This is a genomic window from Desulfofundulus thermosubterraneus DSM 16057, assembly GCF_900142025.1.
In the GTDB taxonomy this organism is placed as follows: Bacteria; Bacillota; Desulfotomaculia; order Desulfotomaculales; family Desulfovirgulaceae; genus Desulfofundulus; species Desulfofundulus thermosubterraneus.
The window spans coordinates 1-22,619 of the sequence record NZ_FQZM01000005.1 but is presented as its reverse complement, the minus strand read 5'-3'; the positions used below and the strand labels follow the sequence as shown (position 1 = coordinate 22,619).

Genomic DNA, 22,619 nt, shown 5'->3' with positions numbered 1-22,619 from the left:
GAATTTGCCCCAGATCAGGTTGACAACCCCGCTTACCGATGAGGTAGTAGAGAAGCTACGCATTGGTCAGCGGGTTTTGTTAAACGGTACACTTTATACGGCCCGGGATGCGGCTCATAAAAAAATGGTGGAGTTGTTGGACCGGGGAGAAGAGTTGCCCATTCCCATCAAGGGACAGGTTATTTACTACGTGGGGCCTTCGCCAGCCAAACCCGGGCGGGTGATTGGTTCGGCTGGTCCCACCACCAGCGGCCGGATGGATCCTTATGCACCGCGCTTAATTGCCCTGGGTTTGAAGGGTATGATTGGCAAGGGGAAACGCTCTCCGGAAGTAATTAAGGCCATGAAGCAATACAAGGCCGTTTATTTCGCTGCCGTGGGAGGTGCAGCGGCATTGCTAGCCCGGGCCATCAAATCATGCCGGGTAGTGGCTTACCCGGAACTGGGTCCGGAGGCCATCCATGAGCTGGTGGTGGAGGACTTTCCGGTAATTGTGGTTAATGATGTTCTTGGTGCTGATTTGTATGAAGAAGGAGTCAAAATTTATGCTGGCCGGTAGCGGCTGGTAGTTTCCTTTTCTAAAAGTTTTTTCGTGGGATTTAAAAGGGCTATTGGCCAAAGGGGGAAAAATTGTGAAACTCTATGAATATATGGGCAAGGAGCTTTTTGCCCGCTACGGTTTAACCGTACCCCGGGGTAAGATGGTTACCTCTCCGGATGAAGCGGCGGCAGTAGCGGCGGAAATCGGTGCCCCAGTGGTAATCAAGTCCCAGGTGCTTTCGGGTAAACGAGGTAAGGGGGGCGGGATTAAGTTTGCCGATACCCCGGAAGAGGCTCGCGAGGCGGCTGCTCAGGTTTTGGGCATGACTGTTCAGGGCCTGAAAGTCGAAATGGTCCTGGTGGAAGAAAAGCTGGCCATCGATCATGAGTTTTATGTCGCCATTACTGTAGATGGGGCAGCCAAAGCGCCGGTTTTAATTGCTTCCGCTCAAGGCGGCATGGATATTGAAGAGGTCCCCGATGAATTCATCGTCAAGGAACACCTGGATGTCTGCCTGGGCGTCCAGCCCTATTTGTGCCGGGAAGTTTGCCGCCGGTTGGGTCTAACGGGCGCGGTGGCTAAGGAATTTGGCCGTTTGTTACCTACTCTTTACCGTATTTTCCGGGAGAAGGATGCTGAACTGGTAGAGATCAACCCGCTAGTGTTGAGCGGCGAAAAATTAATTGCCGCCGACGCCAAGGTGACTATCGATGACGAGGCCTTATACCGGCAAAAGGATCTGCCCGTAGTGGATGACCGTACCGAGGCCGAACGGCAGGCTCACGCTCTGGGACTCTCTTACGTTCAGCTGGATGGGAATATTGCCGTGATGGCGAATGGTGCCGGCATTACCATGGGCACCCTGGATATCATTCAGTATTACGGTGGTGCGCCAGCCAATTTCCTTGATGCCGGCGGCGGCACCGGGATGGAGGCCACAGCCAAAGCATTAGAAATTCTCCTGTCCACCAATCCCCGGGTGATCTTCATTAACATCTTTGGGGGCATTACCCGGTGTGATGATGTGGCCAGGGCACTGGTCAAGGTGAAGCAGGAGAAGGGAATCAATGTTCCGGTAGTCATTCGTCTAGTTGGTACCAACGAAGAAGAGGGTGTACGCATCCTCAGGGAAAATGGCATTGAAGCCTACAAAGTTATGCATGAGGCTGCGGCCAAGGCTGTGGAACTGGCCAGGGCCCAGGGTTAAAGGCACCCTCGATAAGGAAGGAGCGGTCAGGAGTGGCCATTATAGTTGATGAAAAAACCAATGTTCTGGTTCAGGGGATAACGGGTAACCAGGGCACGTTTCATACCAAGCAGATGCTGGGCTATGGAACACGGATTGTCGCTGGGGTTTCCCCGGGTAAGGGTGGCCAGACGGTAGAAGGGGTTCCCGTGTATGATACCGTGGCTGCGGCCATGGAAAACCATCAAATTGATGCCTCCGTGCTTTTCATTCCGGCTCCCTTTGCCAAAGATGCCGCTTTTGAAGCCATTGCCGCCGGGGTACGGGTTGTGGTCATTATTACCGAGCATATTCCCGTCCATGATGAACTGGAGATCATTGCTTTTGCCCGGCGACGGGGCACAATAGTGATTGGTCCTAACACCTTTGGTATTGTTTCCTCGGGACGGTGCAAAATTGGCATTCCACCCAATCAGTTCTTCGTGCCGGGCCACATTGGTGTAGTGGCGCGCAGCGGCACCCTGACCTACGAGATCGTGGCCAATCTAACAGCCAACGGTTTAGGACAGTCGACGGTGGTCGGACTGGGTGGTGACCGGGTGGTTGGTTTGTCATTTGTGGATGTTTTGGAGAAATTCGAAAAGGATCCGGAAACCAGGGCCGTGGTGCTGGTAGGTGAAATTGGGGGGAATGCGGAGGAAGAGGCTTCCTTGTTCATCAAGAAAATGACCAAGCCTGTGGTGGCTTATATTGCCGGGAAGAGCGCCCCTCCCGGTAAACGCATGGGCCATGCCGGGGCAATCATTGAGCGGGGGAAGGGTACCTTTGAGGGCAAGGTACAGGCACTGACGGCTGCCGGTGCCGGGGTGGCTACCCTGCCTTTCGAGGTGCCCGGGTTGATTAAGGAAGCTCTAGGTTGAGTCTTTAAGGGGGGAGATGGATGTTCGAAAAGGAAAAGCTGGAAAGCATCCGGGTGTCGGCCAAGGAATACCGGGAACGGCTGGAAGCCCAGGTGAAAAAAAGACCGGAGAGGCAGGCCGAGTTTGCTACCGATTCGGGTATTGAAATCAAGACCCTGTATACTCCGGAAGATATAGCTGATCTTGATTACGAACGGGACCTCGGCTTTCCGGGTTCCTACCCCTTTACCCGGGGAGTGCAGCCCAACATGTACCGGGGCCGGTTGTGGACCATGCGCCAATATGCCGGCTTCGGTACAGCCGAAGAAACTAACGCCCGTTTCCGCTACCTGCTGGAACAGGGACAGACTGGTTTGAGCGTGGCCTTTGACCTGCCCACCCAAATTGGTTATGATTCGGATCATCCCCTGGCCCGGGGCGAGGTGGGCAAGGTAGGGGTAGCCATTGATTCCTTAGAGGATATGGAAACCCTGTTCGAGGGCATTCCCCTGGACAAGGTGAGCACCTCCATGACCATTAATTCCCCGGCCGCCATCCTGCTGGCCATGTATATTGCCGTGGCGGAAAAGCAGGGAGTTACTCCCGACAAGCTCAACGGGACCATCCAAAATGATATCTTAAAAGAATACATCGCCAGGGGAACCTATATTTTTCCGCCCGGTCCATCCATGCGCCTGATTACCGATGTCTTTGCCTATTGTTCCAAGAATGTTCCCAACTGGAACACCATCAGCATCAGCGGCTACCATATCCGGGAGGCCGGTTCCACGGCGGTGCAGGAAGTGGCCTTTACCCTGGCCGACGGGATTGCCTATGTCCAGGCGGCTATTGATGCCGGCTTAAATGTGGACGATTTTGCTCCCCGCCTATCCTTCTTTTTTAACGCTCACCTAAACTTCTTCGAGGAAATTGCCAAGTTCCGGGCGGCCAGGCGGCTTTGGGCCAAGATTATGAAGGAGCGGTTTGGTGCCAAGAATCCCCGCTCCTGGATGCTTCGCTTCCATACCCAAACGGCAGGTTGCAGCCTGACGGCCCAGCAGCCTATGGTAAACATCATGCGTACCGCCTTTGAGGCCCTGAGTGCAGTGCTGGGCGGCACCCAGTCCTTGCACACCAACTCATACGACGAAGCCCTGGCCTTGCCCAGCGACGAGTCGGTGCTCATAGCCCTGCGCACCCAGCAGGTAATCGGTTATGAAATTGGCGTTACCGATACGGTGGATCCCCTGGGCGGTTCGTACTATATTGAAAGCCTGACCAATGAAATTGAAGAAAAGGCCATGGCTTATATTAATAAGATTGACGAGCTGGGCGGTGCTCCCGAGGCGATTGAATTTATGCAGAAAGAAATTAAGGACAGCGCCTACCGCTATCAGATGGACATTGAAAGTGGCAAAAAGGTGGTTATTGGCATTAACAAATTCCAGATGGAGTATGAGAAGCCCAAGAATTTGTTAAAGGTGGATCCGGCAGTAGCGGAACGCCAGACGGCCAAGCTGCAGGCATTGAAGGCCCGCCGGGATAACCAGAAAGTGAAGCAGGTATTAAACAACCTGCGGGAAGCGGCATCCACGAAGGAAAACTTGATGCCCCTGTTCATTGACGCCGTAAAAGCTTATGCCACCCTGGGAGAAATTTGCGATACCCTGCGGGAAGTCTTTGGCGAGTATCGCCAGCAAATTGTCTTTTAAGGCAAGGAGGGGAGATAGATGAGTGAACGGCCCATTCGGGTCCTGGTGGCCAAACCGGGCCTGGACGGTCATGACCGGGGGGCCAAGGTTATTGCCCAGGCCCTGCGGGATGCTGGAATGGAAGTTATTTATACCGGCTTGCGGCAGACCCCCGAGCAAATTGTGGAAGCAGCCCTCCAGGAGGATGTGCAGGTGGTGGGCTTGAGCATTCTCTCCGGCGCGCACATGCACCTTTTCCCGGCGGTGGTGGAGGGATTGCGGGCTCAGGGAGCTGATGACATACTGGTGGTGGGCGGGGGGATCATCCCCGATGAGGATATCCCTCTCTTGAAGGAAGCGGGGATCGCGGAAATTTTTGGCCCCGGCACCCCCACAACGGAGATTATCCGCTTTATCCGGGAGGAAGTGGCGAAAAGGACCCAGAAGGGGGAGGGAAAACAGTGATCGGGATCAAAAAAATCGATCACATCGGCATTGCCGTTAAGGACCTGGCCAAGGCCATTGAGTTTTACGAGGGCCTTTTAGGGTTGAAGGTAACAGGAACCGAAGTGGTGGAGGAGCAAAAGGTAAAGGTTGCCTTCTTGCCTACCGGCGACAGTGAAGTGGAGCTTCTGGAGTCCACTACCCCTGACGGGCCCATTGCCCGGTTTATTGAGAAAAATGGCGAGGGTATCCAGCACATCGCCTTCCGGGTGGAAAATCTGGAGCAGGCGCTGGAGGAATTAAAAGCCAAAGGTGTGCGACTCATTGATGAAAAGCCTCGCCGGGGTGCCGGGGGGGCCAGGATTGCTTTTCTTCATCCCAAGTCCACTTTTGGCACGCTGGTGGAATTGTGCGAGCGTGACAATTAATTAAGGGAGGGAACGCCATTGGGTATGCAGGAAAGGCTGGAACAATTAAAACAGCTGCGCGAGCAAATCCATGCGGGCGGCGGGCCAAAACGTATCGAGAAGCAGCACGAAGCCGGGAAGAGAACCGCTCGGGAACGGATTGAAATGTTCTTTGATCCCGGTACTTTCGTTGAAATAAATACTTTTGCCGGTGACCCCGACATTTCCAATCTCAAAAACCCCGGCGAAGGTGTTGTTACCGGTTACGGTAAAGTTGACGGGCGTAAGGTGTACATCTTTGCCCAGGACTTTACAGTGGCAGGAGGTTCCCTGGGGCGCATTCATGCCGCCAAGATCTGTCATGTACTGGATCTAGCCATGAAGACGGGTGCTCCGGTGGTCGGCCTAAATGATTCTGGGGGAGCGCGCATTCAAGAGGGCGTGGATGCCCTTAACGGTTACGGTGAAATTTTCTTCCGGAACACCATTGCTTCCGGAGTAATCCCCCAGATTTCCGTGATCATGGGACCATGTGCGGGAGGAGCGGTGTATTCCCCGGCGTTGACTGACTTCATTTTTATGGTTCAGGGTACCAGCCAGATGTTTATTACGGGACCCCAGGTAATTAAGGCTGTAACCGGTGAAGAGGTGACCATGGAAGCCCTGGGCGGGGCAGCCACCCACAACCAGACCAGCGGGGTAGCCCACTTTATGGCCCCCGATGAAGAAACGTGCCTGCAGATGGTTCGCCTTTTGTTGAGTTACTTGCCTTCCAACAACCTGGAGGACCCCCCCCTGTACGCTCCCCAGGAACCGGCAGGCAATCCGGAAGAACTGTTGCAGATCATCCCCGATAACCCGAATATGTCCTACGACGTACGCAAAATAATTAATCTCATTGTGGATGGCGGTCAGTTCTTTGAGGTGCAGCCCCTCTATGCCCGCAACGCGGTAATTGGTTTTGGCCGGATAAATGGACAGGCGGTGGGGATAGTAGCAAACCAGCCCGACTATCTGGCCGGCTGCTTGGATATCAACGCTTCCGACAAGATTAGCCGTTTCGTCCGTTTTTGTGACTGCTTTAACCTACCCCTGATCACCTTTATGGATGTGCCTGGTTTCCTGCCTGGAACAGCCCAGGAATATGGCGGAATTATCCGGCACGGGGCCAAGATGCTCTATGCTTACTCTGAGGCCACCGTACCCAAAATCACCATTATTTTGAGAAAAGCTTACGGGGGAGCCTACCTGGCCATGTGCAGCAGCTCCCTACGGGCTGATGCCGTCTTTGCCTGGCCTACCGCGGAAATTGCTGTGATGGGGCCAGAGGGTGCTGTCAATATCATCTACCGGAAGGAAATTGCCGAGGCGGAAAACCCCATGGAAATGCGGGCCAAGCTGACTGCCGAGTACCGGGAGAAGTTTGCCAATCCATATGTAGCCAGCGCCAGGGGTTATATAGAGGATGTTATTGATCCCCGGGACACCCGGTCGCGGATTATGGTTACCCTGGAGTCGCTGGCCGGCAAGCGGGAAACGAGACCCCGCAAGAAGCACGGCAACATGCCGGTATAGCTTCGAAAGGAGAGGCGGTTTTGATGGCTTTGAACAAACCAGTAACATCCTTTACTGTGCGTCCCCAGATTGTGGCGGCAATTACTGCCGCCCTGGCGGCCGCCGGGTATCTGAGCACCGGCAGCCGGATTACTTCCATTCGCCCCGTGAAGCGGACTAACGCCTGGAAAATGGCTGGTTTGCGTGAACTTATGCTCGGACGGGATCTAAGCAGTTAGTTTTTGGTTAGGTAAACAGGAGGGAAGGTAATGAGAAAATTTAAAGTGCTGGTTAACGGAGAACCCTTTGAAGTTCAGGTACAGGAAATCCAAGAGGCAGCCGCCCCGCCAAGCGTTAAGCTGGTACAAAGTCGCCCGGCTGCTCCCCCGGCCCCGCCGGCCCAGGCCGCACCTCCACCGGCAGCCACCACTCCCCCGGCACAGGCGCCGGCACCGGCTGCCGCTGCCGCCCCTCGACCGGAAGCTCCGGCCGGAGCTGGAACGGTTACCGCTCCCATGCCCGGGAATATCAATGCGGTCAAGGTTAAAGTAGGGGACCAGGTCAAGGCGGGTGATCCCCTGGTGATCCTGGAAGCCATGAAGATGGAAAACGAAATTACTGCCCCGGTAGCTGGAACGGTGAAAGAAGTACGGGTGAAACCGGGACAGACGGTAAACAACGGCGATGTGCTGGTAATCATAGGTTAATCTTTGAGAAGAGTTTTTTAGGGAGGGACCAGTTTTGAAAAGAAAAAAGATAACCATTGTTGGGGCTGGAAACGTAGGAGCTACCTGCGCCCACTGGGCTGCGGCCAAAGAACTGGGCGATATCGTGCTCATTGACGTGGTGGAAGGAATTCCCCAGGGTAAGGCCCTGGACCTTATGGAAGCGGCGCCGGTGGAAGGTTTTGATGCTATAATTACCGGTACCAACAACTATGAAGATACAAAGGACTCGGACGTGGTGGTAATCACCGCCGGCATTGCCCGCAAGCCGGGGATGAGCCGGGATGACCTGCTGGCCACTAACTGCAAAATCGTCCAGTCAGTTACCGAACAGGTGGTTAAGTATTCACCAAACGCCTACATCATTGTGGTGACTAACCCCCTGGATGTAATGACCTACGTGGCCTTAAAAACCAGCGGCTTCCCGCCCAACCGGGTGTTCGGTATGTCCGGCGTCCTGGACTCCGCCCGCTTCCGCACCTTTGTGGCCCTGGAACTGGGTATTTCCTTTGAGGATGTGACCACCTTTGTCATGGGCGGCCACGGGGATGACATGGTGCCCCTGGTGCGGTACACCTACGCCGGTGGCATTCCCATTGAAAAGCTGATTCCCGCCGAGCGCATTGCGGTCATGGTGGAACGCACCCGCAAGGGCGGCGCTGAAATTGTTAACTATTTGAAGACCGGCAGTGCCTTTTATGCTCCCGGTGCCTCCGTGGTGCAAATGGTGGAGGCCGTGTTAAAGGATAAGAAACGGATATTGCCGGTGGCCGCCTATCTGCAGGGGGAATACGGTTACCATGATATTTATCTGGGTGTGCCGGCCATTATCGGCGGGGGTGGCGTGGAAAAGGTCTTGGAGATCGAGCTTACGCCTGAAGAAAAGGCCGCCCTGGATAAGTCCGCAAACTCCGTGCGCAAGTTGATGGAGGTATTGCCCCAGCTTTAAAAATTGTGCCAGTCGAGGGGAGGATAGAAATGACTGAAGCACGCAAGGTAAAAATCACCGACACCACCCTGCGGGATGGCCACCAGTCCCTGCTGGCCACCCGCATGCGCATAGAACACATGTTGCCCATTTGCGAAAAAATAGATCAGGTGGGTTTTCATTCCCTGGAAGTCTGGGGTGGAGCTACCTTTGACGCTTGCATGCGCTTTCTCAATGAAGACCCCTGGGAGCGGCTGCGCATCCTGCGCCGCCATTTAAAGACTCCCTTGCAAATGCTCCTGCGCGGGCAAAACGTGGTAGGCTACAAACACTACCCCGACGATGTGCTCACCGAATTTATTAAAAAGACGGTTTACAACGGCCTGGATATCTTCCGCATCTTCGATGCTTTAAACGACGTACGCAACATGCAAAAGGCCATCGAGGTAGTTAAACAGGAGGGTGCTCACGCCCAGGCAACGGTGGTATATACCATCAGCCCGGTACATGACCTGGAGTACTACGTAAAAACCGCCAAGACCCTGGAGGAGATGGGGGCAGATTCCATTTGCCTGAAGGATATGGCGGGTATTCTGGCTCCCCAACCGGCCTACGAGATCATCAAAGAGTGGAAATCGGTACTGAAGATACCGGTGCAGCTCCACTGCCACTACACCAGCGGCATGGCCTCCATGTCCTACCTGCGGGCCATAGACGCGGGTGTGGATGTCATCGACTGTGCCATTTCCACCATGGCACTGCAGACCTCCCAGCCGGCCACTGAAACCATGGTGGCCGCCTTGCAAGGTACCCCCTATGATACGGGGCTAGATCTCAAGCTGCTTTCGGAAATTGCCGAGTATTTCAAGGAAGTGCGCAAGCATTATAAGGAATTTGATGTGGCCTCACCGAGCGTGGATGTCAACGTCATGATTTATCAAATTCCCGGCGGCATGATGTCCAACTTTATTTCCCAGCTAAGCCAGCAAAACGCCCTCCACCGGCTGCCCGAGGTGCTGGAGGAACTGCCCCGGGTGCGTAAGGAGTTTGGCTACCCGCCCCTGGTGACCCCTTCCAGTCAGATTGTGGGTACTCAGGCCGTGCTCAATGTGCTGTTGGGCCGCTATAAATTGCCTACCAATGAAGTTAAACAATACATGCGGGGATACTATGGTCAGCCTCCGGCACCGGTGGATGAAGAAGTGCGCAAGATGATTATTGGCGACGAAAAGCCCATCACCTGCCGGCCGGCGGACTTGCTGGAGCCTGGTTTGCCTGCGGCCCGTAAGGAAGCGGCTCCTTACATGCAAAAGGAGGAAGATGTCCTTTCGGTGGCCCTCTTCCCGCAGGTCGCGCCCCAGTTTCTGAAAGAACGCCTGGCCAAAAAGCTAAAAGTAGACCTGGAGCTGGCTGCTCAGGGTAGCGAATTCTACCCCGCTTAAATGCATTAGGCAAAACTCCCTTGGGGTCATTTGTGAGCGCTGGTAATATACTGGCGCTTTTTGTTTTGGAATTCGATCTAACACCAGAAAGAAAGTAAAATCAATCCCCAATTAACATAGATTTAACCTATCGCTAACCTGAGGATAACTTACCCATAACACTCCTTCTCTACAATGTTCTTAGTGAAAAAAAGTGCAGCCCCTGTAAGGCTGCTTGAAATAGAAAAAAGATTTTTTTAAGAAAAAGAAAAGGGGGATTGAATGTTGGGTAGCAGGGCAAAGTGGATTTTGGTGCTGGCTGCAGTGCTGATGCTGGTAGTAGCCCTGGCCGGTTGCGGTGGTGGAGGGCAGTCTTCCGGTGGACAAGCAGAGATTGCAGGTAACCTTACGGCGGTTGGTTCTACAGCCATGCAACCGCTGGTGGAACAAGTTGCCACCCAGTTCATGGCTAAATACCCCAAGGCACAGATTGTGGTCCAGGGTGGTGGCAGCGGTACCGGCCTGACCCAGGTGGCCTCTGGTGCGGCGGATATCGGTAACTCCGATATTTTTGCTGAAGAAAAGAGCGGCATTGATGCCTCCCAGTTAGTGGACCACAAAGTTTGTGTGGTGGGGATGGCTACCGTGGTTAACCCCGGCCTAACGGTGGATAACTTGACCAAACAGCAGTTGGTGGATATCTTCACCGGCAAGGTTACCAACTGGAAAGAAGTTGGCGGACCGGATCAGAAAATTGTGGTCATCCACCGGCCCAAGGGTTCCGGTACCCGTGCCACCTTCAAGAAATTTGCCCTGGGTGGCGTGGAAGACAGCGCCGCCGGTATGGAGCAGGATTCTTCCGGTACTGTGCGCAAGATGGTCGCTGAAACACCGGGCGCTATCTCTTACCTGGCACTGTCTTACATTGACAATAGTGTTAAAGCCCTCAAGCTCGATGAGGTGGAACCCACTGTAGAAAATATTGCCAACGGCAAGTACCCGGTATGGGCTTACCAGCACATGTACACCAAAGGTGAACCCACCGGCCTAAAGAAGGCCTTTCTGGATTACATGCTCAGTGACGAGGTCCAGGGTCAACTGGTTGAGAAAATGGGTTATATCCCCATTACCAAGATGCAGGTAGAACGGGATGCCCAGGGTAATGTAACCAAGAAATAAGACCTTGGAGATCAGCTTTAGACAGTGGCGGGGCAGCCGGCGGTTAGGGAACCGGCACTGCCTCGCTGCCTTTCGTGTTGCTAGAAGAGGAGGTAGTTATGCACAAGGAATTTTCTCCGGGGCCGGATGCAGAAAAAAGCTTCCGGTTCCCGGATAAAGGGAATATTCAAAGGCGCAAAAGATGCGGGGAATTTTTGGGGCGCTCGGCGGCCTTTCTGGCAGCAGCACTGGTGGTGTTACTCACTGTATCTATTATTTATTTCATTGGGAGTAAAGGACTGGCCACCTTTACGGTACACGGAGTCAGGGTGACGGAGTTTCTTTTTAGCACCCAATGGTGGCCCGACCGGCCCCTTGAGGAAGGCGGCCCTGCTGTTGGCTCATTAACTTTCATTTTGGGTTCCCTCCTGGTTTCCCTGCTGGCGGTGACCGTTAGCGCACCCTTAAGCGTCGTTGTGGCTGTTTTTATGGTGGAAATTGCGCCTGTATGGGGACAGAGAGTATTGCAACCAGCCATTGAGATTCTCGCCGGCATACCCTCGGTGGTTTACGGATATGTGGGTTTAAGTCTGCTGGTGCCTTTTATCCGCAATTATTTAGGTGGGGAAGGGTTTTCCGTTTTAGCCGGTTTTATTGTTCTTTCCATCATGATTTTACCAACCATAATCAGCGTATCTACCGACAGTTTGCGGGCCCTGCCGCCCCAGTGGAAGGAAGCGGCGCTGGCCCTGGGATCTACCCGCTGGCAGACCATCCGCCTGGTGCTGGTGCCGGCGGCCCGCTCGGGTTTAATTACGGCCGTTGTCCTGGGCCTGGCCCGGGCTTTTGGTGAGGCCCTGGCCGTACAAATGGTTATTGGCAACACCCGGACCATTCCCCATTCCCTTCTGGATCCAACGATTACTTTAACCAGCGCCATCACCATGGATATGGGGTATACCATCATGGGCTCTCTGTGGAACAGCGCCCTGTGGTCCATGGGCTTGATTCTCCTGTTCATGTCTTTCCTGTTTATTATGGTTATTCGGGTGGTCGTGCGGGGAGGGATGGTTAGGTGAATGCCCGGCTGGCGGATCGCCTGGCCACCATTATGTTCTGGATGGGTGCCGCTGCGGTTCTGGCCATTTTAGCTTTGCTTTTGGGCTATATTCTCTGGCACGGCATCCGGGTTATTGATTGGCGTTTTCTGACTACGCCCCCGCAGACTATCATTGCTGGCGGCGGTGTGGGACCCCAAATTTTTAACTCCTTTTACTTGCTCCTGTTAACTATGCTCATTTCAGCCCCCCTGGGTTTGCTGGCGGGTATATACCTGGCCGAATACGCCAGTAGGGGACGTGTTACCGAATACATCCGCCTGTCCATCGAAGCCCTTACCTCCCTGCCCTCCATTGTGGTGGGCTTGTTTGGCCTGCTTATCTTTGTCAACATGACCGGATGGGGGTACAGCTTAATGTCCGGGGCGCTGGCTCTGACAGTAATTAACCTGCCGTTGATGGTGCGGATTTCCGAAGAATCCATTCGCAGCGTTCCCTCTGAGCTAAGGGAGGCCAGCCTGGCCCTGGGGGCCACTCGCTGGGAAACTATGTGGCGGGTAATATTGCCTTCCGCTCTCCCAGGCTTGGTTACGGGGGCCATTATTGCCGCCGGGCGGGTTTTTGGTGAGGCGGCAGCTTTGCTGTATACTGCCGGCATGAGCAGCCCCATTTTAAATTTTTCCGATCTCAATCCGTGGAGTCCCACCTCGCCCCTTAACCCTTTCCGTCCCGCCGAAACCCTGGCGGTGCACATTTGGAAAATTAATTCCGAGGCATTGATCCCAGACGTGCGCCGGGTGGCCGACGGTTCGGCTGCCGTCCTTATTCTGGTTGTGCTGCTTTTTAATATCTGTGCCCGCTGGCTGGGCCGGCGCATCTACCGCCGGCTGACCGCTACGTAATTTTGTCACACATTACGGGGACGGCAGTTTAAGTAGAGAAGCCCGGGAAGAATTTTACTAGCCGGCCCGGCCGGCAATTTGCCGCATATTGGCCGGCCTTTTTTTATCTAGCGGTGAAAGGTTCTGCAAAACTTGCTAAAAGTTCATAAACAATTAACCGTAGTTTAATTAAAACTTACCAGCAGGTTAATAAAAGAACGTTATAATAAAGGCCAGGAGGTGAGGCTTGTTTGGTTAAGATTTGGCGAGATGGCAATTTCCTTCGCGTGAGCGGTATTGTGGTGAACCACCATTTTAAGAAGTTGCAAAGAGTAGTGGAAGATGTGGCCCGGGAAGAAGGGCACATTGTCCTGGATTTGCGTGAGCTGGAGTTTATTGATGAGCCAGGAGTATGCCAGCTTTTTAGTTTCATTGATCAACTCTCTCAGCGAGGTATCCGGGTGGAACTGATCAATGCCCAGGACAAGGTGCTTTCCAAGTTTCTGGCGGTGGGAGCCCGTCTCTGGTTGGACGAGCAAATCTTTACTAAGGTGGGGTAATAATTCCCACCCTTTGATAAAAAGGTGGGGTCGAGTTTTCCCCCGTGTGCGCTGATTAATCCCTGCAAAATCAGGTTATGATAATAGAGCGCTTACGGGGGAGGACTTGCCATTGGTGATTAACCCTTCGACGTGGGCCATAGCCAAGCGGTTCTTAGCCGTGGCCGATCCTCTGCAAAACCTGGTGGATCGCGGGGGAGTAACCCATACTTTTTGTAACCAGCAGGCCTTAACCATTTTAGAACAGGATGGTTTAAAAAAACAGGTCCAATTGTTGCGCAGGCACCTGGTGACATTCAACCGGGGCACACTCTGGGCCGACCGGGGGTGGAAATGTTTCGCCCACTACCTGGATCCCCTTTCCGGTAGAGGCCTCGGCTCATGGCCCGATGCGGCCGGTGAGTGCGAGGAGTATTTTCAGCAGGCGCTGTCCTGCTGGTATCAAGGAAAAAAGGATCTGGCCTTTTTTTACCTGGGAGCCGCTGTCCACCTGGTACAGGATTTATGTGTTCCCCATCATGCGCGCGGTGTAGCTTTTAACGGGCATCAACGATACGAAGCCTGGGTGCGGGAACACTGTGGCCTCTTCAGGGTTAACCGCGGTGGCTATTACCAGGTTGCTACCCGGGCCGGTGATTGGGTATATGCCAATGCCCGCCTGGCTAGGGAATATTACCCTCGGGTTAGCGCCGGGCAGGAATATCACGAAGTCACTGGTGTGCTGCTGGGCCTGGCCCAGCGCACAACGGCCGGCTTTTTAGCTTACTTTTTTAGTTTGGTTACATAACCTTTACCGCCCACTACCTCCTTCTTCAATATAAAGGGACTGCGGTACAATACCGTCAGTCCCGTTTTTTTAAAAGACAATATATGTTTGAAGACAAATACCCTTATATAACGAAATTGTAAGGGCAACTGTAACAAGGGGGAGAGGAAAGCTGGTTCACATGATGCCGACAAAATTTATAGTAGCTCCATCCGCACATCCAGCAGTTCCACCGTTCCCAGGTCCTCAACAAAGCGTACCACTGCCGTCAGGGTCTGGTGAACATGGGCACTATCGTTACTGACAAAAGACACCCCTATGGTAGAGAAGTGCCAGGTGTCCTGTTTACCTACTTCGGCTACGGAAACGTTGTAGCGGGCCTTTACCTTATCCAGCAAACTTTTTAACACCCGCCGCTTGCTTTTTAGAGAATCAGCTTCACTCATGCGTAACTCCATTACCAGTATACCTACAATCAATATGCGTTCCTCCTGCCTACAGGGTGCTGGTTTGCACTTCTTTTGATGTTTTACTTATCATCCGGATGTGTTTTCCCTTCAGTTCGGCCAGCAACATGCCACTGAGGATCAAGATGCATCCAATGATTTGGCGCGGGGTGAGTATTTCCCCTGCTAAAAAATAGGCGCTTAAAGCGGCAAAGACGGGTTCCATGGTAAAGATAATCGCCGTATGGGTAGCGGAGGTAAAGCGTTGAACGTTGTTTTGAATCAGAAAGGCCAGGGCGGTGGCCGGTATAGCGGTCAGCAGCAGAGCTACCCATACCGGGCGGTTCAAATGCTCCGGCCAGGTCTCGGTAGCCAGTCCAAAAAGAAAACCGGCCAGGGAAACAATCCCGATCTGAATTAAAGCCAACAGGGGAGGGTGGAGGTGGCGGGCATAACGCCCAACCGTGATGATATGTAACGCAAAGCAAAGGGCACAAAAGAAAACCAGCAAATCCCCGTAATTAAAACTTAATCCTCTTCCCAGGGACAACAGCCCCAGCCCGGTGGCGGCCAGGACTACGCCTATGGCGGCAAAAACGCCGGGCGCTTGTCTGGTAAAAAGCGCACTGAAAACAGGCACCAGCACTACCGATAGACCAGTAATAAAACCGGCGTTAGATGCGGTGGTATACTGCAAACCCACGGTTTGAAAGGCATAGCCTCCAAATAAAAATACTCCAATGATGCAACCTGCCCCCAGGGTGTCCCGGTTAAGTCGCACTAGCTGCCGGTGATAAATTGCGGCCAGAAAAAGGAAGGCCAGCAGAAAACGAATGCCCAGGAAGTAATAGGGTCCGATGGAGGAGAGGGCGTTTTGCACCACCACAAAGGTAACACCCCAGATAAAACTTACTCCCAGCAGGGCCAAATCGGCCTTTAACTGTAAAAGATTCTGCCTCTGTCCGGTCAATCAAGCCACCTCCCGACCGCATCTTTTTTATTGTCTCACGGCAGCTCAGGGCTGTCAACCGGGCTATCTGCACTTGGGAGAAAGCCGAGATAAACAACATTTTTAAGATAAAGGGAGATAGCTGGAAGTGGAAAGAGGTTCCATAAAAAAATGCAGGTTTTTAAACCTTTTAAGCAGGATTTTGGCGTTTTAAAGCGAAAGTGTAGTGTCTGTGACCAAGTGACGAGGGAGGTGTTGTCCAAAAATTCAAATAGTTGTCTGGTTGTTCAAATTACAGCGGGGTAAATCCGGAGTGCCCTTACGGAAATGTACTGGTTGGCTAAATACATAACCGAAGGAGGTAGACAAGTTGTGCTGAGAACTGTAAAAGTGATAGTGGTCATGCTGGTTGTTTTGGCCCTAGCGGTGGCCGGTTGCGGCGGGCAACAGGCAAAAGATACTAAGGACAGTAAGCAGACCAGTGCCCAGACCGGGGGCGGGCAGCAGCCAACCGGCAAGCAAAAGATACTGGTGGCTTCGGATACGGCCTACGCACCCTTTGAGTTTCAAGATCCCAACACTGGCAAGTACGTGGGATTTGACATGGAACTGATCCAGGCCATTGCCGAGGTCAATAACTGGGATTATGAAATCCGGAGCATGAATTTTGACGGCATTGTACCCGCCCTGCAGAGTGCCAGCGTGGATTTGGCCATTTCGGCCATGACCATTACCGACAAGCGCAAGGAACAGGTTAATTTTTCCCTGCCCTATTACCAGTCCGGCCAATGTGTGGCGGTGAAGGCCAGCAACAACACCATCAAAGGTTTTGACGATCTGGCCGGCAAGAAAATAGGGGTGCAGATTGCTACCACGGGAGCGGACGAGGCACGCAAGATTCCCGGTGCCAAAATCACCGACTATAACACCATTAACGAGGCCTTTATGGCCTTAAAGAATGGCAACGTGGATGCCGTGGTAAACGATTACCCGGTAACGTTCTACTTTATCCAGCAGGGAAACAAAGACGTTAAGATTGTGGGTGACCTGCGGACCAGTGAATTCTACGGCATTGCGGTGCCCAAGAGCAAGCCGGATATTCTGGAAAAGGTAAACAGCGCCTTGAAGACCTTGAAGGAAAACGGCAAGTATGCCGAGATCTATAAAAAGTGGTTTGGCAAGGAGCCTCCCGAATTCCTGCCCGGCGAGCCTCCGGCCAAATAAAGGGACAAGGCCAAATATGCGTAACACTTCCGTGTTACGCATATTTGCCTGTTAGCGGTCTACGGGGAGAGTGAAGTCTTTTGGAAACTGTTATAAGTTCTCTGCCGGTTCTATTGCTAGGTGCCGTAAAAACATTGCAGATTACGGCCATTTCCGTGTTTATCGGGTGTATTCTTGGTTTAATTGCCGGGTTATCGCGGCTTTCCCGGAATCGTGTTTTAAGTTTTCTGGCCGTCTGTTATGTGGATTTTTTCCGGGGCACTCCGCTATTGGTTCAGATCGTGATTGTTTATTTTGGCATCCCCCAGATTTTAAAAGATATTCAAAATCAGCTGGTGCAGGCCTATGGTATCACCCCGGTGTTTGAAAATATACCCATTTTTCTTGCAGCAGTGATTGCCTGTAGTCTTAACAGTGGAGCCTATATAGCCGAGATTTTCCGGGCCGGCGTTCAGTCCATTGAGAAGGGACAGATGGAAGCGGCCCGCTCCCTGGGTATGACCCATGGACAGGCCATGCGCTACGTTATTTTGCCCCAGGCCTTTAAGCGGGTGATCCCCCCCCTGGGCAACGAGTTTATCGCCATGCTTAAAGACACCTCCCTCCTTTCGGTCATCGGCTTTGAGGAACTCTTCCGCCGGGGCCAGCTCATTGTGGGGGCTACCTACCAGGCCTTTCAGATCTATCTTACCGTGGCCTTTATATACCTCGTTATGGTCGTCTCATTCTCCCGGTTAGTGGATTACCTGGAAAGGAGGTTGAAGACGGGTGATTAAGGTATCCAACTTATACAAGCGCTTTGGCCACCTGGAGGTCTTGCGGGGAATTGATTGCCATGTGGCTCCCCAGGAAGTGGTGGTGGTTATTGGCCCCAGTGGTTCGGGGAAAAGTACCTTTTTGCGATGTCTTAATCTCCTGGAGCAGCCCACTGCCGGGGAAGTGGTGGTGGATGGGGTCAATCTCATGGATCCCAAAACGGACATTAATAAAGTCCGGCAGGAAGTGGGTATGGTTTTCCAGCGCTTTAACCTTTTCCCCCATAAAACAGCCCTGGAAAACATCACCCTGGCTCCCATAAAGGTGCGGGGAATGACGCAACACGAGGCGGAAGAAATCGCCCATAACCTCCTGGCCAAGGTTGGTTTGAGTGATAAAGCCCATGCCTATCCCGACCAGCTATCGGGGGGACAGCAGCAAAGGGTGGCGATTGCAAGGGCGCTGGCCATGCGTCCCAAGGTGATGCTTTTCGACGAACCTACTTCGGCGCTAGATCCCGAGATGGTCGGCGAAGTCCTGTCGGTAATGAAGGACCTGGCCCGGGAGGGTATGACCATGGTGGTGGTCACCCACGAGATGGGATTTGCCCGGGAGGTGGGGGACCGGGTCCTGTTTATGGACGAGGGGCGCATTGTGGAAGAAGGAACTCCGGAGCAAATTTTCAATTACCCCAAAAATGAACGCTTAAAGGTGTTCCTTAGTAAAATCCTGTAAAACAGCCGAAGAAAATTAAAGCCGGGCATTTGTTACCCGGCCATTTTATATCTCTAGCCTTAAGAAGATAGGTGCGACAATGGTTAAGATAGAGCCTTAATCCCACTTTACAGGTTAACCGAAAGCCCCGCGGTTTGTTAACTAAATTTTAGTCGATAACCTGTCTTTCTACCGTAATGCGCCCGGAAAGGGGTTCGTATTTGATCATATCTATGGCTGTGGTTTCCGGCTTTTCGCCGGGGGTAAAGTAAAGAATAGATGCTGAATAGGGCACTTCCTGGCTCGCTTGTAGGCCACGGATACCGGCGGCGCCAGTGGTCCCCGGGTTCACCAGCAGGGAAGGGCCAATTTTTTTGATCTCGGGCTGGTGAGTGTGTCCGCTGGCCAAAACAGGTATGCGGCCGGCAAATTTTTCGGCTACCTGCGGGTTATGCACGAGTAAAATATCAGGTTTAAATTTATTACGGGATAAGGTCTCTTCCAATTGCTTAACTGTCTCCTGAAAATCATTTCCTGTCCCTGGAACGGGGCGGTAGGCCCACGGGTCTGGCATGCCTAAAATTTTAATTCCGGCGATGGTTATTACCTTTCCCTCCAGCACATGGCCCCGGGGGAGTTGACGCACAAAATTCATTACCGCCGGAGAGTCGTGGTTGCCGGCAGCAAAAACGTAGGGAATGTCCAGTTCCCGTAGCGATTTTATGAGTTCGGTTTCTAAAAGGGAGCCGTAGTCGGTAAGATCACCTGCGTCAAGTACGGCGTCCACATTAAAGTGCTTAGCTAGCGCGTGAATCAGGTCTATCCCCAGGGGATTGTTATGGATATCGGCAACCAGCAATAACTTGGTGCTTCCTGTTCCAGGTGCGTTGAGTAGATCCAGTTGTCCAATGCGTCCCGACAATGACTCTAAGTTTGCCGTCACCAGCGTGGTTTTAGATCGTAACTCTGCCAGCTTATCGAGGGTTTGACTAGTCAAATTCAATACCTGTGGAGCGGCCGCCACGGTTCCCTGGAACTCAGCCTGGCGGAAAGCATCATAACTGTAGCTGTACCGGGTAAGCACCAGCACGGCCAACATTAAAAACAGGCCTACCGCAGCGGCAAATGCCAATCGCTTGATGGACGAACGCAATATAAGCCACGTTAACAAGACTGCGCCTAGGGTCGCCACCAGCAGCTGTCGGAGTACAAACCGGTTCAGAGCTTCTCTGGCTGCCGGAAAAAAAATATCCTGAAACGCTTTGACCGTAAAGGTGGATTGGTGGTTAAAAATATCTAGATTAACATTTTTGAGAATTACCGTTATCTCCAAAGGGGTGGCGTGGGTGCGGGCTGAAAGGCTTCCCAGGGGTGGTAGTTCCACTATGGTTTGTCCTTCCAGTGCTGGCTTCAACGAAATTCCCACTTGAAAACCCTGGATCTCATAAGTGGCCGGACCCAGGAAAGTAACAAATAAGCATATCCCGGCCAGGGTGGTTAGTAAAAGTGGTATTAACGGGTGAGGGGCAGGTTTAGGTTTTTTAAACGGATAATTCTTTGCAATGGGTAAAGCCATTTTTCTTTCCTTTCCCGCAAAATGTTTCATTTCTTTAACTAGAGTTTATCCTTCAGCCCTTGCATCCGGCAAGTGGAAAAGGATGGGGGAGGGATTTTAATCAAGCTGGGCTATGTGGAGTGGGATTCCGAGATTGCCAGTACCCACGTGGTGAAGCATGTGCTCATGAAACTAGGTTATGACGTTGAGCTCAAGGCAGTTGATGCGGGAGTAATGTGGACGGGTATAGGAGCTGGCCATTTTGCATTGTGGCCGCCTGGTTACCGCACACCCCGGGGACTATTATAAACAAGTGAAAGACAAGGTGGATAATCTCGGTCCCAACCTGGAGGGGGCTAAAATAGGACTGGTTTGTTGTCCGTGGCGTCGTGTCTACCCGTATCGGTGCTTTTGAATACCGGGTAGGGAAGCGGGGGGAGGAGGGGTCTAACTAACTGGCCTTGGAAGATTGTTTTGCAGGGCGCAGGCTTGACCAAATATTAGTCACGATGTTGTGTATCCGGCCCGACTTTTTAGCCAGCGATGGACTGACTAACGCGAGTGCCAGTACATAAAGGGCGGCAAAGGGCTGAAACACTGCCGTAAGTTGAGCGCTGGCTGCTATGCCGGCAACCAAAATAGCCAGTTCCCCCCGGGGGATCATGATGCTGGCCACGTTCAGGGCCGGTCGTCCGCGATAGCCACAAATCCAGGCGCTGAACCATCCGGTGAAGAGGTTGCCAAAGACGGTAGCCAATACCACCACGGCAGTGATACCTGCTACGGCCGAAAACTCACGGTAGTCTATACCCATACCAAAGGCGAAGAAAAAAACGGCTCCAAAGAGGTCGCGCATGGGCGCAATCATCTGTATGAGACGTTTGGCATGGGAGGTTTCAGCCAGGATCAGGCCCAGGAGCAAAGCGCCTACTGCTTCAGCCACGTGTAGCTTTTCAGCTACCAGGACGGTAAAGAGGAGAAGGGTAAAGCCAATGGCAATAAAAGACTCTCCGCTGCGGATGTGCAGCCATCTTTCCAGGTAGGGGCTAAATCGCGGACCTGAGAATAGAACGGCGAGGATAAAAAGCAGAGTAACCAGGCCGCTAAGGAGCCCGCTTGTAAAGGAAGTTCCTCCCGTTAAAAAGTAGGTATAGAGTAAGGAAAGATAAACAGCCATGAAAGCGTCCTCGTAGACCATAAAACCCAGAACCAGTTCCGTCTCCGGGTTGGCGGTGCGTTTTAGTTCCATGAGCAGCTTGGTCACCATGGCGCTGCTGGAAATGGTGGTGATCCCGGCCACAATGAGCGTTTCAGGCAGGGAATGAAAAAACACCCAACCGAGGATTAGGCCGCGCAGAAAGTTCAGCCCCACATAAACAGTGCCACCTTTGAGGATGGTGGGGCCGTTTTGCACCACCCGGCTGGCCGAAAACTCCAGACCCAGGTAGAAAAGCAGTAGCAGGACCCCCAGATGAGACAGGAAAGACACTAGTTCACAGTTCTGCACCAGTCTTAAATCAAACCATTCGTTGTGGGGACCGTAGGGGCCAAAAAGGATGCCCAGAAGGATGAGCAAGGGGATGGATGAGAAATGAAGCTTGTTGGCTAGTAAAATGGCCAGGGTGATGAGGAAGAAAATAATGGTTAGATTGGTCGTGGTCTCAAACGGCACCGTTTTGGACCCCTCCCCCTGTGATCATTTCCTCGAAGGCCTCAATGTCTCCCGCTCTTCCCGCTGCCACAACCATCTGGCCGGGAAGGAACACAAAATTGGGACCAGGGTTTATGGCCGTGCATTTCTTTTTGCCCCGGCCGGCGTCTTCAATAATGGCGATAACGGTAATCCCGTGGTTTTTACGCAGGTTTAACTCACCAATACTTTTTCCTACTGCCGGTGCCTGTGGTGCTACTTTCAGCCACTCAATGCGCAGGTCGGCAATAGCCATTTCCAATTTTTCCAGCATTTTAGGTTGATAAAAAACTCCACCCAGAATAGAGGCTATCTGGCGGGCTTCTTGGTCGGTAAGCGTTACTGTGTACGCAGGTTCGCTCTCCCCGGCTGGGAAATAAAACAGGTCCCGCAAACCTTCGTCATAGACAACCACCCCGATACGTTCTCCGTCTTCCAGTTCCAGCAGATATTTTTTCCCTAACCCGGGTAGCTCCGCTTCCTTAATTAGCCCCATGGTTGACTCCTCCTTCAATAATTCTTGTGCCCAATATTCTTATACGCGAGTTGAATTAATCCACTAACATTATACCATATACCATGGAGGTGACCCAGTGGGCGACTTAAATAAAAAGGTTAACATAAAATTCACTCCTCCATGTGGGTTCAGGGGAAGAAGTAAAATTGATATAGATAAGATTTTTCCTTAGTTGAATTATGAACTGGTTCCCATAATAAGTATTATGTCAACCGGCCCCGGAAACTCCTGCCACTTCGATGCGCTCCGGGCCGGGCACTGCGCTTGCAAGCCTTGTGGTTCACGACAGGCTTTCAATTCACCGGCAAGCTCGTGCCCGGCCCTCCGCTGGCCACTTTGCCGTTGCTTCCGGGGCTTGAACGACCCCCCGGTACTATATATAGGTGAAAGGATGTTTCCAGGGGGGTTACCCGATTGGCCAACCAACGAAAACTGAGTCACCAGGCGATGACATTAACGTTCAGGCGAGAGGTCTCCCTGGAGGAAGCACGAGAAGCCATCTGCCGTCTCCAGAATGCCCTGCGCCAGCGGAAACACCGGGAGGGCTGG

25 protein-coding genes are annotated in these 22,619 nt (G+C 52.7%); 20 read left to right on the top strand and 5 right to left on the bottom strand.

All coding sequences use genetic code 11. The annotated features are described in order from the left end of the window. The first annotated feature begins 4 nt into the window (after positions 1 to 4). The 16 genes from BUA65_RS02085 to BUA65_RS02010 all read left to right on the top strand — a co-directional run bounded on the left by BUA65_RS02085 (position 5) and on the right by BUA65_RS02010 (position 14,240). The gene (locus tag BUA65_RS02085; protein WP_072867117.1) at positions 5 to 559 is read left to right on the top strand and encodes a Fe-S-containing hydro-lyase; all 555 of its coding nucleotides are present in this window, start codon (positions 5 to 7) and stop codon (positions 557 to 559) included. Positions 560 to 632: 73 nt separating this feature from the next. Continuing rightward, complete coding sequence (gene sucC, locus BUA65_RS02080) at positions 633 to 1,748, top strand: ADP-forming succinate--CoA ligase subunit beta (RefSeq protein ID WP_072867116.1); 1,116 nt, start codon at positions 633 to 635, stop codon at positions 1,746 to 1,748. Between the two features lie 32 nt (positions 1,749 to 1,780). Next, positions 1,781 to 2,647: a succinate--CoA ligase subunit alpha gene (sucD, locus tag BUA65_RS02075; RefSeq protein WP_072867115.1), complete on the top strand. Its 867-nt coding sequence runs from the start codon at positions 1,781 to 1,783 to the stop codon at positions 2,645 to 2,647. A gap of 20 nt (positions 2,648 to 2,667) precedes the next feature. Beyond that, a complete protein-coding gene (locus tag BUA65_RS02070) occupies positions 2,668 to 4,338 on the top strand; it encodes an acyl-CoA mutase large subunit family protein (RefSeq protein ID WP_072867114.1) in 1,671 nt (556 codons plus the stop codon). Positions 4,339 to 4,356: 18 nt separating this feature from the next. Then, positions 4,357 to 4,782 (top strand): cobalamin B12-binding domain-containing protein, encoded by a 426-nt coding sequence (locus BUA65_RS02065; RefSeq protein ID WP_072867113.1) that lies wholly within the window; start codon positions 4,357 to 4,359, stop codon positions 4,780 to 4,782. Next, entirely contained in the window at positions 4,779 to 5,189 is a 411-nt protein-coding gene (mce, locus tag BUA65_RS02060) for a methylmalonyl-CoA epimerase (protein WP_084061984.1), read from the top strand. Before BUA65_RS02065 ends, mce begins: the two co-directional genes overlap by 4 nt. A gap of 18 nt (positions 5,190 to 5,207) precedes the next feature. Continuing rightward, on the top strand, positions 5,208 to 6,743 hold the full coding sequence (locus BUA65_RS02055) for an acyl-CoA carboxylase subunit beta (RefSeq protein WP_084061982.1): 1,536 nt from the start codon (positions 5,208 to 5,210) through the stop codon (positions 6,741 to 6,743). Positions 6,744 to 6,766: 23 nt separating this feature from the next. Then, on the top strand, positions 6,767 to 6,961 hold the full coding sequence (locus BUA65_RS02050) for a hypothetical protein (protein ID WP_072867112.1): 195 nt from the start codon (positions 6,767 to 6,769) through the stop codon (positions 6,959 to 6,961). A 30-nt stretch (positions 6,962 to 6,991) separates the two neighbouring features. Continuing rightward, on the top strand, positions 6,992 to 7,429 hold the full coding sequence (locus BUA65_RS02045; protein ID WP_072867111.1) for a biotin/lipoyl-containing protein: 438 nt from the start codon (positions 6,992 to 6,994) through the stop codon (positions 7,427 to 7,429). 34 nt (positions 7,430 to 7,463) lie between these two features. Further along, on the top strand, positions 7,464 to 8,396 hold the full coding sequence (gene mdh / locus BUA65_RS02040) for a malate dehydrogenase (protein ID WP_072867110.1): 933 nt from the start codon (positions 7,464 to 7,466) through the stop codon (positions 8,394 to 8,396). A 29-nt stretch (positions 8,397 to 8,425) separates the two neighbouring features. After that, complete coding sequence (locus BUA65_RS02035; RefSeq protein WP_072867109.1) at positions 8,426 to 9,817, top strand: oxaloacetate decarboxylase subunit alpha; 1,392 nt, start codon at positions 8,426 to 8,428, stop codon at positions 9,815 to 9,817. 261 nt (positions 9,818 to 10,078) lie between these two features. Beyond that, the gene (locus BUA65_RS02030; protein ID WP_072867108.1) at positions 10,079 to 10,975 is read left to right on the top strand and encodes a phosphate ABC transporter substrate-binding protein; all 897 of its coding nucleotides are present in this window, start codon (positions 10,079 to 10,081) and stop codon (positions 10,973 to 10,975) included. Positions 10,976 to 11,073: 98 nt separating this feature from the next. Further along, positions 11,074 to 12,033 (top strand): phosphate ABC transporter permease subunit PstC, encoded by a 960-nt coding sequence (pstC, locus tag BUA65_RS02025; protein ID WP_114281444.1) that lies wholly within the window; start codon positions 11,074 to 11,076, stop codon positions 12,031 to 12,033. Then, positions 12,030 to 12,914 (top strand): phosphate ABC transporter permease PstA, encoded by an 885-nt coding sequence (gene pstA, locus BUA65_RS02020; protein ID WP_072867107.1) that lies wholly within the window; start codon positions 12,030 to 12,032, stop codon positions 12,912 to 12,914. The genes pstC and pstA overlap by 4 nt, the downstream gene beginning before the upstream one ends. Positions 12,915 to 13,144: 230 nt before the next feature. Beyond that, positions 13,145 to 13,453: an STAS domain-containing protein gene (locus BUA65_RS02015; RefSeq protein ID WP_072867106.1), complete on the top strand. Its 309-nt coding sequence runs from the start codon at positions 13,145 to 13,147 to the stop codon at positions 13,451 to 13,453. A 115-nt stretch (positions 13,454 to 13,568) separates the two neighbouring features. Then, complete coding sequence (locus tag BUA65_RS02010; protein ID WP_242656212.1) at positions 13,569 to 14,240, top strand: zinc dependent phospholipase C family protein; 672 nt, start codon at positions 13,569 to 13,571, stop codon at positions 14,238 to 14,240. Between the two features lie 176 nt (positions 14,241 to 14,416). Here the strand turns inward: BUA65_RS02010 and BUA65_RS02005 are convergent, their stop codons facing one another. Together BUA65_RS02005 and BUA65_RS02000 are read right to left on the bottom strand one after the other, a co-directional pair. Then, positions 14,417 to 14,698, bottom strand: coding sequence for a DUF503 domain-containing protein (locus BUA65_RS02005; RefSeq protein ID WP_072867104.1), 282 nt, complete (start codon positions 14,696 to 14,698; stop codon positions 14,417 to 14,419). A gap of 16 nt (positions 14,699 to 14,714) precedes the next feature. Further along, the gene (locus BUA65_RS02000) at positions 14,715 to 15,635 is read right to left on the bottom strand and encodes a DMT family transporter (protein WP_072867103.1); all 921 of its coding nucleotides are present in this window, start codon (positions 15,633 to 15,635) and stop codon (positions 14,715 to 14,717) included. A gap of 351 nt (positions 15,636 to 15,986) precedes the next feature. Here BUA65_RS02000 and BUA65_RS01995 point away from each other — a divergent pair, with 351 nt between their 5' ends. From BUA65_RS01995 to BUA65_RS01985, 3 genes are all read left to right on the top strand, one after another. Next, entirely contained in the window at positions 15,987 to 16,838 is an 852-nt protein-coding gene (locus tag BUA65_RS01995) for a basic amino acid ABC transporter substrate-binding protein (RefSeq protein WP_072867102.1), read from the top strand. A gap of 80 nt (positions 16,839 to 16,918) precedes the next feature. Further along, positions 16,919 to 17,614 (top strand): amino acid ABC transporter permease, encoded by a 696-nt coding sequence (locus BUA65_RS01990; RefSeq protein ID WP_072867101.1) that lies wholly within the window; start codon positions 16,919 to 16,921, stop codon positions 17,612 to 17,614. Beyond that, the gene (locus tag BUA65_RS01985; RefSeq protein WP_072867100.1) at positions 17,607 to 18,329 is read left to right on the top strand and encodes an amino acid ABC transporter ATP-binding protein; all 723 of its coding nucleotides are present in this window, start codon (positions 17,607 to 17,609) and stop codon (positions 18,327 to 18,329) included. The genes BUA65_RS01990 and BUA65_RS01985 overlap by 8 nt, the downstream gene beginning before the upstream one ends. A 148-nt stretch (positions 18,330 to 18,477) precedes the next feature. Here the strand turns inward: BUA65_RS01985 and BUA65_RS01980 are convergent, their stop codons facing one another. Beyond that, on the bottom strand, positions 18,478 to 19,722 hold the full coding sequence (locus BUA65_RS01980; protein WP_165613176.1) for a metallophosphoesterase family protein: 1,245 nt from the start codon (positions 19,720 to 19,722) through the stop codon (positions 18,478 to 18,480). Positions 19,723 to 19,956: 234 nt separating this feature from the next. On the opposite strand from BUA65_RS01980, the gene BUA65_RS18730 reads away from it, so the two are divergent. Then, a complete protein-coding gene (locus BUA65_RS18730; RefSeq protein WP_242656207.1) occupies positions 19,957 to 20,172 on the top strand; it encodes a glycine betaine ABC transporter substrate-binding protein in 216 nt (71 codons plus the stop codon). Between the two features lie 142 nt (positions 20,173 to 20,314). On the opposite strand, the gene BUA65_RS01970 is transcribed toward BUA65_RS18730, so the two are convergent. Beyond that, entirely contained in the window at positions 20,315 to 21,535 is a 1,221-nt protein-coding gene (locus tag BUA65_RS01970; protein WP_072867098.1) for a cation:proton antiporter, read from the bottom strand. Next, positions 21,525 to 22,049 carry a cation:proton antiporter regulatory subunit gene (locus BUA65_RS01965; protein WP_072867097.1) on the bottom strand — a complete coding sequence of 175 codons (525 nt, stop codon included), beginning with the start codon at positions 22,047 to 22,049 and terminating at the stop codon, positions 21,525 to 21,527. The genes BUA65_RS01970 and BUA65_RS01965 overlap by 11 nt, the downstream gene beginning before the upstream one ends. Positions 22,050 to 22,619 lie beyond the last annotated feature (570 nt).

Excerpts from the sequence above, each read along its gene's own strand:
- BUA65_RS02065 (WP_072867113.1), top strand. The coding sequence starts at position 4,357 with ATGAGTGAACGGCCCATTCGGGTCCTGGTGGCCAAACCGGGCCTGGAC.
- BUA65_RS02035 (WP_072867109.1), top strand. The coding sequence starts at position 8,426 with ATGACTGAAGCACGCAAGGTAAAAATCACCGACACCACCCTGCGGGAT.
- pstC (WP_114281444.1), top strand. The coding sequence starts at position 11,074 with ATGCACAAGGAATTTTCTCCGGGGCCGGATGCAGAAAAAAGCTTCCGG.
- BUA65_RS02050 (WP_072867112.1), top strand. The coding sequence starts at position 6,767 with ATGGCTTTGAACAAACCAGTAACATCCTTTACTGTGCGTCCCCAGATT.
- BUA65_RS02070 (WP_072867114.1), top strand. The coding sequence starts at position 2,668 with ATGTTCGAAAAGGAAAAGCTGGAAAGCATCCGGGTGTCGGCCAAGGAA.
- BUA65_RS01965 (WP_072867097.1), bottom strand. The coding sequence starts at position 22,049 with ATGGGGCTAATTAAGGAAGCGGAGCTACCCGGGTTAGGGAAAAAATAT.
- BUA65_RS02045 (WP_072867111.1), top strand. The coding sequence starts at position 6,992 with ATGAGAAAATTTAAAGTGCTGGTTAACGGAGAACCCTTTGAAGTTCAG.
- BUA65_RS02030 (WP_072867108.1), top strand. The coding sequence starts at position 10,079 with ATGTTGGGTAGCAGGGCAAAGTGGATTTTGGTGCTGGCTGCAGTGCTG.